This is a genomic window from Pseudomonadota bacterium (genome assembly GCA_026390555.1).
Lineage (GTDB): Bacteria > Bdellovibrionota_C > UBA2361 > UBA2361 > OMII01 > OMII01.
This window is the reverse complement of record JAPLFS010000019.1, coordinates 1-11,126: the sequence shown is the minus strand read 5'-3', so window position 1 is coordinate 11,126 and position 11,126 is coordinate 1. Positions and strand designations below refer to the sequence as shown.

Sequence of the window (11,126 nt, the reverse complement as noted above, 5' to 3'; positions counted from 1 at the left end):
TCGACCGCGCTGAATGGTTGCTCCCCCTGTTGATTATACTTGTTCATTTCGCGCCCCAGTCGTAGATCTAGGGCATGCGAACTCGTACACCGATAACCTCCCTCTTTCCCAGGCGCTACCGCGCCGCTATCGGCCTCCTGATAAGCCTGATTGCGCTGCTCTATGCCTCAGTAAGCTCCGCTGGGCCACAACGGGAGCATGCTATAGTGCTGCGAGTTATCGATGGTGATACGCTCCTCCTTCGTATAGCGCCCACTAGCACCGAGAAGGTTCGTCTAATCGGTGTCGATACTCTAGAGAGCAAACATAACAAACGTGCGCAGTTCCAGGCAGAGAAAAGTGCGGTAGACGTGAAGACGATTACTAAACTTGGAAAGCTGGCCTTCGAGAACACAAAGCAGCTTGCCCCAATCGGTAGCTCCCTTGAGCTTGAGTACGACCGAACTAAAAGGGATAAATATGGGCGGCTCCTGGCCTATGCCTACCTCCCAGATGGAACGATGCTTAATGAGCGGATCCTAGTAACTGGATTTGCGAACGTGCTTACCGTACCGCCAAATGTTAAATACGCCGAACGCTTTAAGCGCGCGTATCAGGAGAGCCGTTCGGCTGCGCGTGGCCTGTGGGCAAAGTAATCTTTAGATAGGCTTCCTGACAGAACCTAACGCTTAAATATACCTGTAATGTAACTAGTCAGCATATCCCAGAAATATTCGCATACGGTAATGACACTCAATAGCCCCTAAGGGGCCGATTTGCGGAGCCCGTCCAGCAGCGCAAGCTGCTGACGCAGCAATGCGGTGGGGGTGAAAAGCAATGCGGTGGGGGTGAAAACATTAACTGGTCACAAAATCTGCCGTCCCCGATCAGGGGACGACCAATCGAATTACCTATGAAACTTCGCCGTAATCTGAGTAGCTTGAATCGCGACATTAAACTACGGTGACCAGTTACCCTGTAATTACAACCCACTATACCATTACTAGCGGTTCGCTTATATGCCTTAAGTTGTGTATAATAAGATCATTACTTATGACAAACGCCGTGCAAAAAAAACTGCTCTCTACTGATTCTCCGGAGTACGGGCGGTCTATTATTCGTGAAGAGATCGCAGCACTCTCTCAGGTTGCCGAGCTATTAGACGAGCGCTTTAGCGCTGCTGTAGACGCTATCCTCTCGCAGGCCCCAGGCTCCCGTATCGTTGTTTCAGGGATGGGAAAAGCTGGCTTTGTTGCGATGAAGCTCTCTGCAACACTCTCAAGCATCGGGTTTCCAAGTTTTTTTCTGCACCCTGCTGATGCAGTACACGGCGACCTGGGACGATTTACCAAAAACGATATAGCGCTCCTTCTTTCTAATTCAGGAGAGACTAGCGAGGTAACAAGGCTCCTTCCTACCCTTAAGCAGTACGGTAGCTGTATTATCTCCATGACGAGCTCTGCGGCATCAACCCTGGCGCAACACAGCGATATCGTACTCGAGACCGGAAGGTTCCCAGAAGCTGGCCCACTTGGGCTCGCCCCAACAACGAGCACCACCGTTATGATGGCGCTTGGAGATGCGCTCGCCATGACCCTTGTTCACAAGCGTGGTTTCTCGCGAGAAGAGTTTGCAGCGTTTCATCCCGGCGGAGATCTAGGCCGCTCTCTGATGCTTGTTTCCGAGATCATGCGAAGTGGGGATGCTCACTGTGTGGTCAATGAATCAATCGAGACCAAGCGCGCTCTGCACACCATTACAGAGACTCGGGGTCGTCCAGGCGCAGCAGCGATCGTTAATAACGCGGGGGTGCTCGTTGGCGTATTTACAGATGGCGACCTACGCCGCTGCCTGGCGCACGACTCAGACTTTCTCTCTAAGCCTATCGGTGAGATATGCTCGCGCGCTCCTATATCAATCGGCCCTGCAAATCTGGCACAGGAGGCCTCGCATATCATCCAGAAGCACGGAATAGATCAACTACTTGTAGTTAATGAGCTAAATGTCCCGGTTGGTATCATCGATATTCAGGATCTTCTGGCCTGCGGAATGATCCGGCCTGAACGATAAAGCCAGACGGTTTCGCCCCAGCTAATTTACTAGTACTATCATCCCTGTGTACTTAATCGCTCTTAAAATGCTGCTCGGTAATCGTGGTAAGTTTTTCGCCATGCTCTTCGGCGTTGCGCTAACTGCCCTGATTATGACGCAGCAGTCCTCTATATTTATCGGACTGATGTCCAGAACGGTTGGGTTTATCTTCGACACACCGCAGCCCGACCTCTGGGTCATGGATCCAAAGGTACAGTTCGTAGACGACATTAAGCCCCTACAGGACACGAAGCTACTGCAGGTGCGTGGTGTGGCTGGTGTTGAATGGGCGGTGCCACTCTATAAGGGATTAATAAGGGCACGGCTTTCTAATGGAACCTTTCAAACCTGTAACGTGATCGGACTTGATGATGCTACCCTGGTAGCTGGCCCACCCGTTATGATTCAGGGCTCGCTGGCAGATCTCCGTCGAGCTGACGGGGTTATAGTTGATGAGGCTGCTGCCAACGGCAAACTCGCCGTCCCCGGAGCAAGCCCTTCCGATCCAAAGCAGCCCCTTAGGGTCGGAGATATTCTAGAATTAAATGACAATCGCGCCATCGTTGTTGGAATAGCTCGGGCAACCAGAACCTTTCAGTCTCAGCCGATTATTTATACAACCTACTCGCGCGCCATGCGCTTTGCTCCCCGTGAGCGCAAGCTACTCTCCTTTGTTCTTGCTGAGGTTAGTAGGGATGAAAACATCAGTGAGGTTGCCACCCGTATCACCCAACAAACTGGGCTTGCGGCCTATACCCCCGAGCAGTTCAAGGGTCTTACGATCCGTTACTTTATGCGCAGTACCGGCATTCCGATTAACTTCGGCATGGCGGTTGGTCTTGGATTCCTGGTCGGAGTTGCTATCGTAGGGCAAACATTTTTTAGCTTTATCGTTGATAACATGCGCTACCTTGGGATCCTTAAGGCCATGGGCGCCTCGAATAGACTTATCTTTATGATGATAATTCTACAAACCTCCTTAGTCGGCGCTATCGGATGCGCGCTCGGTATGGGGCTAGCATCCCTTACTAGCGTCATCGCTAAGAACTCAGAGCTAGCCTTCTACATGCCGTGGCAGGTTCCGGTAATAACCGCTCTAGCAACAGCGTTAATCACCCTGATCACAACGATCTTAAGTCTGCGCAAGGTTTTGCAACTTGAGCCAGCTATTGTCTTTAGAGGCTCATAATGGCGCCAGCGATATTCTGCAAGGGTGTTACGAAGAGTTACCTAACAGGAAAAACCACTACCCCTGCCCTACAGGGTGTTGACCTTGAAGTACGCTGCGGCGAGCTTTTTATGTTGGTTGGTCCCTCCGGTTGTGGCAAGACCACTCTAATCTCGGTCATCGCGGGGATCCTGAATCACGATCAGGGCGAGTGCCACATCTTTGAACACGATCTAGCCACGATGAATGAAGGCGAGCGCACAAGCTACCGCGGTAAGACGGTTGGCTTTGTATTTCAGGCCTATAATCTGATTCCATCCCTTACGGCGACAGAGAACGTCTCGATCCCGTTACTGCTAAACGGTCATCCCCGCAAATATGCGATGCAACGTTCGCAGGAGCTCCTTTTCAAGGTTGGGCTTAAGGATAAGATTAATTCGCTACCAAACGAGCTCTCCGGTGGCCAACAACAACGCGTTGCCATAGCGCGCGCTCTCGTACACGACCCTAAGCTGATAGTATGCGACGAGCCAACAAGCGCCCTTGATCACGCTACAGGGGGCGAGATTATGGAGATCTTTCGCCAGGAGGCCTTGACCGGCAACCGCACCCTCGTAATCGTGACGCACGATTCCCGTATCTTTCAATTTGCTGATCGGATAGGTCTTATGGATGATGGTCGAATTACTCAGGTTGTTAACTCTCCCCTTGAACTTAAACTTGAAAAATAGCTCAAAAATAGGCGGTTAAATCTATGTCAAAATTTTATCTCCTTCCGATCTTAGCTATCGTTGCGGTGATCTTCGTTATTCGAACCGTAATTATGGGCAGCATGCCGCCGCCCATCGCTGCTCCAGTTGTTCAACCTGCACAGGCTCCCTATGAAACCTTCGTTGCCGGCTCCGGAATTATCGAGGCTAGCTCTGAAAATATCTCTATCGCATCCCCTCTGGCTGGGGTTATTAAGGAGGTCTTTGTTAAGGCTGGCGATAAGGTGTCGGTTAATCAGCCCCTCTTTTCACTTGATGATAGGGCCATCTTAGCTGAGCTGCTGGTTAACGAGGCGCAGGTTACAAAGGCCAAAGCTAGTCTAGCTGATGCCGAGACGCAGCTTTCAATCTACAGGGGGGTAAAGGACGAGCGCGCCATAACTCGAGGCGAGCTACTAAAGCGCGAATCGGCGCTCCTTCTTGCTCAAGCCGGCGTTGCGCAGGCCGATGCAACCGTCATGGCATCTAGAACGACCATTGATCGCATGACGATTCGCTCCCCTCTAAACGGAGAGGTGCTACAGTTAAGGGCTCGCGTTGGTGAGTTTGCACCGGCGCAGATTATGATTACCCCGCTAATGGTGCTTGGAACGGTCTATCCTCTAGGCGTACGGGTCGATATAGATGAAAACGATGCGTGGCGCGTTGAATCTGGGCGCCCCGGCTTAGCCACCCTACGGGGCAACACGGCGCTCTCATTTCCCCTTACCTTCGTTCGCTTTGAGCCCTACGTTGTTCCGAAACGCTCACTGACTGGGGAGAGTACGGAGCGGGTTGATACGAGGGTGCTGCAGGTGATCTACTCATTCGATCGGGGCACCCTTCCGATCTACGTTGGCCAACTAGTCGATGTATTTATTGAGAGCAAGAGCTAAGCGCTTTACCATTATTCACCGCCTTACCTCATGCTCAACTCCTGAATGCACCTCTCAAGCGGCATCACGTCATATCCTTCAGACCCTTCAGATCTTTCATTTTTAGCATATAGCACGCCGCCGTGGACTAGTATCCGCCGATCCGCGCCCAACGCCGGGGCCAGCGTACGAAGTGCCTTCGCGTGCTCTCTTGTAGGCTCTCCAGTAAGTTTAATTTCAAAGGCCCAAAGCTGGCCGCGATACTGAAGTACTAAGTCGATCTCCTCGCCACTTGAAGTTCGCACGAAGTATGGTGTGGGCGTTCCTTGCGAGCAGTCGAGTGCCGCTAAGATCTGCTCAATCACAAACCCCTCCCAACTCGCGCCAACCCACGGCTTACTCAAAATATCATCGCCGCGTCCAACACCAAGAAGTGCATGCAAGAGCCCACTATCGCGAAGATATACCTTGGGTCGTTTAACTAAGCGCTTTTTTACGTTCACTTCAAATGGCACAAGTGCGCGAGTAAGAAACGCGCCATGAAGATACTCAAGATAAGAGTTCACAGTTTGATAGTTAATGCCGAGTGAAGCTCCTAGCTTCGACGCATTCCACTCCTGTCCGTGGAGCGCAGCGATCATCTTTAACATCCGTTCAGTAAGGATCGGTTTAGCTGGTAACCCGAGGTTGGGTAGATCTCGCTGTATAATCAGTTGTAGATAGCTCTCTTGCCAGAGCGGGTAACGCGCCGCATCAAGCACTCCACCATCTGGAAATCCTCCAAAGCGCCAGAGCGCTCTGGTCTCTGAATACGGCACCTCGCCGAGAGAGAGCGGTGTAAGTTCAAGTAGCGCGGCTCGCCCTGCCAAAGACTCCGCAACATCCTGCATCAGTGCAGGGGCGACTGAACCAAGGATCAGAAAACGTCCAAAAACTTTTCGACGAAGATCAATTGCCGCTCGCAATCTTGGAAAGATCTCCGCAAAGGTCTGCGCCTCATCCAATACGATCAGATCATTGGTGTTGCAGAGATTGTGCCAATCAAGGTCTAGCCTTAGTCTCTCACTCTCAATCTCCAGGTCGTAGTACCTAGTAGAGAGAGTTTTCGCTAAAGTGGTCTTTCCACACTGCCTGGGACCAATAAGCACAACCGCCGGAAATGCCTCAAGTGCTTGTATTATTTGTGTTTTCTTTCTACGCAGTAGCATGCCATGCAAAATACAAAATGTTTTGTATTTTGTCTAGTGCTAGTTACGGTTTACGGAAACGACACAAGCTTAACGCCCTGATTAGCTACCACAAAGGTGGCCTTCGTGTTGGAACTCTCAATAATTGCTACATCAAAGGTCGCATCCTCCGATTCACGCGTAAAGATCGCTCTCTTTTTCCACTCCCCGCTCTGCTTCTCACCCTGTTTTTCACCGAACGGCCCGTAGACAACGAGCTCCCTGTTGCCGAGCGCCGCTACGTATTGCTCCCCTCCGATAGTAAGATCAATTAACTTTGAGAATCCGTACTGCTGCTTATCCCGATCGATAAGTTGCAGGGCAAAGCGTCCAGTATCGTTATCCTTCGTCAGAAGGCTCAGGCGTCCCTGAGCTACAGCTCCATAATTTTGGTGCCAACCATCTCCGATCACGATAGTAGTTTTGGGTAATTTAGGAAGAAATAACACGCTCCGTACACCCCGATAGCTCGGCAGTAGGGTTCTTATTCCATTCTCAAATAGTAGTAGGTCCCCATCCTCTCCCTGCTGATCGCCGTAGGGTCGCCCAATAGCGATACTCTCCATAGTCTCTCCGAAAACATCCACCGCGTCCCCCAGTCGCAACGTAGCAACCTCGGTAAACTCCCACATCGCAGCTGGTTTGGGGGTAAGATACCCGGTTTTAGTGGTATACTTAGCATCGAAATAGGTCAGCCAGATCTTCGAACCAACTGCGGCCAGGTACGCTACCTGACTGCGCTCGCTCTGAGCCTCAAAGACAACTCGCGGGGTGGCACCACTCTTAGGCAAAAGCCAGATTTGGATCGGCGCGCTAAGATCGTTTCTGCCCATTCCGGTTGCATAGAGGTAGCCCTCAGCAACTGCTGTAACCCCATAAACATTATGCCCCGTGTTGATCCTTCGTAGCTCGCTAAGAGCCCCTTTTTTATCAATTTCCAAAAAGATCAGATCGCGTGCGACGGCGTCGTAAGCTGCCGCACCCTGATTTACACTCTGATTTACACCCTGATTTGCACCATGATTCGCACCACGATCAAGCTGAAACAGTGCGGTCACATCTTGGTATTCAGCTATTGCGGGCGCCGGTGTAAATACAGGCAATACCGCTATCAGGAGGGTAAACCAAAGGCCGGCATAACGCATACTAATCTCCAAAATGTCCGTCTGTAAGGGTCCTTAAAATTGCTACTATACCTCTTCATCTTGGTCCATTAAGCCGAGATCCCCAAGCTCTATTATGAAGAAAATAACGGGTACCTATCACCTTAGAGCTGGCGTAAGTTTAGGGCGGGGTAACCCCGTTCCAATGTGTTATGTATTTCGTAGGGGTAAATAGTTCCTAATTTCCATATCAATCAAGGCTGATGTATAATGGTGGAGATGTTAGAAGCCCCCTCCATCCATTCCAAACCGCAGCAATCTGTAGAGTCTGCGCCTGAAGTCGTCAGGACCTTCACTGACTATCCAACAATTCGTGAAAAGGTTGTACTGGGCTGCGAAACAGGCCGGGTCGTTATTCTTTTTACCGATGTCGATGGCACCCTCGTTCTGGGAGCCGGTCACCACGCGCCTGAAATTGAACATGGCCAGCGTGATATGGAAAGGTTAGTCAAAGCGCTAAACGCACAAGGCGCAATTATCATCCCGATTACGGGCAGTCACTTTGACTCTGGAACAAGCACGACACACTCTATCCTGGATCGAATCGAGCGCGGGGTGCTGCCTCATGTCGGAGTGTCCGCGCCCGATTCGTCCTTTGCTGTCGATGCATATGTTTCAGATGGTGGTGCCAAGTCAGTGCACGCTCTAAGTGGTCAGGATGTGAGTTACGACTCGTCTTACATAGCATCCGTGCAACCTGCAACGCTCGATTATGATCAGCTTCTTTCTCATGCTCAGTCACTTGCTGCCTTGATAAATCAACGTAATCTCTCGGACGAAGAGCAGTCTCTGATTGCAATGTATGATACTTCCCGGGAAACTTCGCGAGTGTTCCTGCAGCCAGGAACTGCGAGTGGATCTCACCGAGGTTCAAACAAGATAGCCTTTTATTTCTATGCCAGCTCGCTCGATGAGCGCGATCAGATAGAGGCTAGTTTCGCAGGTCATGTAAAAGATTTTGGTATGCGGGTTGTTTGTTGCGAGGAAAAGGATGCGACTACTGCAGCCAGACGCCACCCGATGCTTGCAGAGCCTGCCGACAATGTGCGGCTCCCGTTAAAGTACTGCCTCGATATCGCTCCTTTTGATAAGGGCATGGCCGTACGTCACTTTTCAGACTATGTCTTACATCTGATTGTTGAGCAGGTTCTGGCCACAGGAAAAGAGCGGCCAGCTCTTGAGGTATGGGCGTGTGGAGATTCTGGAAATGATTTTTCTCTGATGTCATCCGATATCGTTACTCATGCGGTTATTGTTGGTGGTGCCAGCAAGGAACTGCTTCGTCTCGGGGATCGGCTAAAGGAGCACGGCAAGAGCGTTTATATTGAAACTGATCCATCCCGGCTTGGCCCTACGAGCATAGCGCAGGCAATTCTCGGCAAAGAGTACTAAACTGATTGCAGAATTGAAGTGACTCGCTCAGTTCGTGCGCTGATCGTTCCTGTTTTCAACAAGCCTAGCACTTCCATCATCTTCATATGACAACCAGAGGGTCGCCAGATTTTGGCGGATATTTTCGAGCGTTACCTGCTCAAACGGGAGTACGTACTCTTCGATGAATTTGCGATTCTCATCGTTCTGAATCTCAATACGGCCCCGGTTCTGACGATGTGCTGCGGTCTTCTTGAAATCCGTTGCAAGGAATACTGACTCGCTCAGGCTTGGAATTCTGCATGACCAGGTACCCTCAAATACTAGTACCCGCGCATGGCCTACCTTAGTCGGGATTGAGTCTGTGATTTCACATGTCTGCATGTTTATCTTGCGCAGATTGACGGTCTCGGCGCCGCTCAGAAAGTCTTTGCAGATATCTCCTAGGCGAGAGAATAGAATTTCATCCTCCGATCCGAGGTAGGCAGCGAGCGCTTCCTTGCCCTTTGAGTCAAAGAGCTCGCGGCGGTGCAGATCGTTAAACTTTGGGGCTCGAATCGGAAAGTTGTCACAGGGAACCAGGATCGATGGAATGCCTGCATTCTGGTAAAGAGCGCTGAGCAGGGCACCGATCTCTGATTTGCCGCTACCGGATGGCCCACCGACAGAGATCACCAGTTTTTTCGCGGGATCTGTGTATTTATTCCTGAGCCAGTCAAAGAGCAGGTTAGTGCGTGCTCTGTGGCTGATATTGATTTTAAGGATGTCCCCATTGTCGGTCTTAATGGTCTCTTCGCCGTCAACAATCGAGCTGTTCTCAACATTAATACCGATTATCTGATCTATCTCATTACCCAGTTTGCTGTTTTCTGAGCTGCTGTTATTCTGCGCCATACTCTTCCATCCTTTATAAGTCGAAGTTAGTATATTCTCTGTTGATATGTGAAGCTGTCAAGTCTCACACATTGCGGCTAGATCGGCCTCTTATAACAGATAATCTTGCTTTCTTACCCCCCCTTTCTGAAGCATTTTTTTTACTGCCCGCTTAGGTGCAGGGGTTAGTGCTCTTGGCATTTAAGTCAAAAAGGCCCAAGTCTTTAGTCTAAAAACAACAAAAACTCTAGTTATTTAAGATGCTTGACCGTTGTATGGCGGTAATTAATGGAGAATAGATACGTTGGTTTTAAGTTGTTGACTGGTTTAATTTGGCATCTTAGCCTACCCCTCTACGTTGAGTATGCTCCTCATCCTGTGTCAAAATGGGGGGGTTGCCTTGTCTGTACTAAGAGGTGATTAAAGAGATGTCGAGCAAGCAGTTAGAACCAAGTTCTCCCGTTGTTTTCAGTCAAGAAAACCTAATAACAGCCAGTTTCCGGACAAATTGGGATATCGATCAGACTACCCAAGCCCTTTATCCCCCCGGCAAAGAGCGTGATTTGGAGGGAATTAATAAGGTGCTTGCAGAGGCGCTAAGTATCTATAATGACATCCTCGGACCTTTTCCTTACGTTTCGATCACTTTTGCAGACTCATTAGCACGTAATGCACAAACACCCTCTCAATACACGCAGCTTCATCTGACGAGGCCACGGGGGGATGTTGCCTCGATTGCAATCGACATTGTTACTGACGCAAAGAAGGGCGATCGTTATAGCGATATCAGCTCGCGAGTTTTTGGTAGCAACGTTAATGGAGAGATTCGCCCCATTCCTGAATCGCTCGGCAACCATTACACTATCGACCACGCTCGCCACATGTTCAGATTTGCTATGCGTTGTCAGGAGGCCGTGGCGCGATTCCAGAATGATGATGTCGTACTCCAGGTTAATCCTCAAGGTATTCAGGAATTCGTCGATCAACCACTTGGTGGATTTAAAGATACCGGTGGTCAGAACAAGTACGTAGAGTGCTTTGCGCGCGCACTGGGGAAAACTACTCATAAGGGCAAGGACCAGCCGATGTGTCAGATCATCCTTAACCGCAGCGGGCCATCGCAGACTGAGATACTTGCGAGTTACACTCCCCAGCAGTTCGGTGGGGACCCTGCAGTTCGCAAGGGAGTTCACTTTTTTCCTGATGAAAATGTCTGCCTCTCTTTCGTTGAAGACTCGCAGCCTCAACAATTCCGCCTGAAAGAAGACTCCCATCCACATTGGGAGAAAACAACCCGTGAAAATTTTTCTGACTCGACGCACATAGATTCAGTAAGCGTATCCGAAGGTCGCCTAGCTAACTTCGGAATCGCTGATGGTATGTATATGATGCAGGATCCCGGGCCAATGAAAGAGCTCGCAGAGGCGAGTCTTGCGATGCTCGGCTATTTTAAATTTGGTGCGAAGTCCGAAAATAAGACCGTTGGCCGTAAGATTATACTAGCAGATCACTATGCTGACGCGGCATATCTGGGGGAATTTATCTCCCGTGAAATCGGAACACGCTTCGAAAGCTACTTCTTTATTCACTCTCTCGGGACATTCAAAGCTGAAGGGCTAGATTATCCAAAT

Annotated in this window: 10 protein-coding genes; 7 read left to right on the top strand and 3 right to left on the bottom strand. The window is 50.2% G+C overall.

From position 1 onward, the window contains the following. Positions 1 to 74 precede the first annotated feature (74 nt). From NTV65_01560 to NTV65_01540, 5 genes are all read left to right on the top strand, one after another. Positions 75 to 635, top strand: a complete 561-nt coding sequence (locus NTV65_01560; GenBank protein ID MCX6113887.1) for a thermonuclease family protein — start codon at positions 75 to 77, stop codon at positions 633 to 635. Positions 636 to 1,032: 397 nt separating this feature from the next. Beyond that, positions 1,033 to 2,049: a KpsF/GutQ family sugar-phosphate isomerase gene (locus NTV65_01555; protein ID MCX6113886.1), complete on the top strand. Its 1,017-nt coding sequence runs from the start codon at positions 1,033 to 1,035 to the stop codon at positions 2,047 to 2,049. A gap of 67 nt (positions 2,050 to 2,116) precedes the next feature. Then, on the top strand, positions 2,117 to 3,259 hold the full coding sequence (locus NTV65_01550) for an ABC transporter permease (protein MCX6113885.1): 1,143 nt from the start codon (positions 2,117 to 2,119) through the stop codon (positions 3,257 to 3,259). Continuing rightward, positions 3,259 to 3,969: an ABC transporter ATP-binding protein gene (locus NTV65_01545; GenBank protein ID MCX6113884.1), complete on the top strand. Its 711-nt coding sequence runs from the start codon at positions 3,259 to 3,261 to the stop codon at positions 3,967 to 3,969. Before NTV65_01550 ends, NTV65_01545 begins: the two co-directional genes overlap by 1 nt. A 23-nt stretch (positions 3,970 to 3,992) precedes the next feature. Continuing rightward, on the top strand, positions 3,993 to 4,883 hold the full coding sequence (locus NTV65_01540) for an efflux RND transporter periplasmic adaptor subunit (protein MCX6113883.1): 891 nt from the start codon (positions 3,993 to 3,995) through the stop codon (positions 4,881 to 4,883). A gap of 23 nt (positions 4,884 to 4,906) precedes the next feature. On the opposite strand, the gene NTV65_01535 is transcribed toward NTV65_01540, so the two are convergent. Next, positions 4,907 to 6,070 (bottom strand): ATP-binding protein, encoded by a 1,164-nt coding sequence (locus NTV65_01535; protein ID MCX6113882.1) that lies wholly within the window; start codon positions 6,068 to 6,070, stop codon positions 4,907 to 4,909. Between the two features lie 50 nt (positions 6,071 to 6,120). Next, positions 6,121 to 7,233, bottom strand: coding sequence for a hypothetical protein (locus NTV65_01530; protein MCX6113881.1), 1,113 nt, complete (start codon positions 7,231 to 7,233; stop codon positions 6,121 to 6,123). A gap of 237 nt (positions 7,234 to 7,470) precedes the next feature. Here NTV65_01530 and NTV65_01525 point away from each other — a divergent pair, with 237 nt between their 5' ends. Continuing rightward, positions 7,471 to 8,643 (top strand): hypothetical protein, encoded by a 1,173-nt coding sequence (locus NTV65_01525; GenBank protein MCX6113880.1) that lies wholly within the window; start codon positions 7,471 to 7,473, stop codon positions 8,641 to 8,643. A 27-nt stretch (positions 8,644 to 8,670) separates the two neighbouring features. Here NTV65_01525 and NTV65_01520 read toward each other — a convergent pair whose 3' ends face one another. Continuing rightward, positions 8,671 to 9,516, bottom strand: a complete 846-nt coding sequence (locus tag NTV65_01520) for a hypothetical protein (protein MCX6113879.1) — start codon at positions 9,514 to 9,516, stop codon at positions 8,671 to 8,673. A 542-nt stretch (positions 9,517 to 10,058) separates the two neighbouring features. On the opposite strand from NTV65_01520, the gene NTV65_01515 reads away from it, so the two are divergent. Continuing rightward, positions 10,059 to 11,126: hypothetical protein (locus NTV65_01515; protein ID MCX6113878.1), on the top strand; the 1,068-nt coding region annotated here is incomplete at its 3' end.

What these genes read in the sequence shown, in the direction of transcription:
- NTV65_01520 (MCX6113879.1), bottom strand. Translation starts at nt 9,516, where the DNA reads ATGGCGCAGAATAACAGCAGCTCAGAAAACAGCAAACTGGGTAATGAG.
- NTV65_01560 (MCX6113887.1), top strand. Translation starts at nt 75, where the DNA reads ATGCGAACTCGTACACCGATAACCTCCCTCTTTCCCAGGCGCTACCGC.
- NTV65_01525 (MCX6113880.1), top strand. Translation starts at nt 7,471, where the DNA reads ATGTTAGAAGCCCCCTCCATCCATTCCAAACCGCAGCAATCTGTAGAG.
- NTV65_01550 (MCX6113885.1), top strand. Translation starts at nt 2,117, where the DNA reads ATGCTGCTCGGTAATCGTGGTAAGTTTTTCGCCATGCTCTTCGGCGTT.
- NTV65_01545 (MCX6113884.1), top strand. Translation starts at nt 3,259, where the DNA reads ATGGCGCCAGCGATATTCTGCAAGGGTGTTACGAAGAGTTACCTAACA.
- NTV65_01530 (MCX6113881.1), bottom strand. Translation starts at nt 7,233, where the DNA reads ATGCGTTATGCCGGCCTTTGGTTTACCCTCCTGATAGCGGTATTGCCT.
- NTV65_01555 (MCX6113886.1), top strand. Translation starts at nt 1,033, where the DNA reads ATGACAAACGCCGTGCAAAAAAAACTGCTCTCTACTGATTCTCCGGAG.
- NTV65_01535 (MCX6113882.1), bottom strand. Translation starts at nt 6,070, where the DNA reads ATGCTACTGCGTAGAAAGAAAACACAAATAATACAAGCACTTGAGGCA.
- NTV65_01540 (MCX6113883.1), top strand. Translation starts at nt 3,993, where the DNA reads ATGTCAAAATTTTATCTCCTTCCGATCTTAGCTATCGTTGCGGTGATC.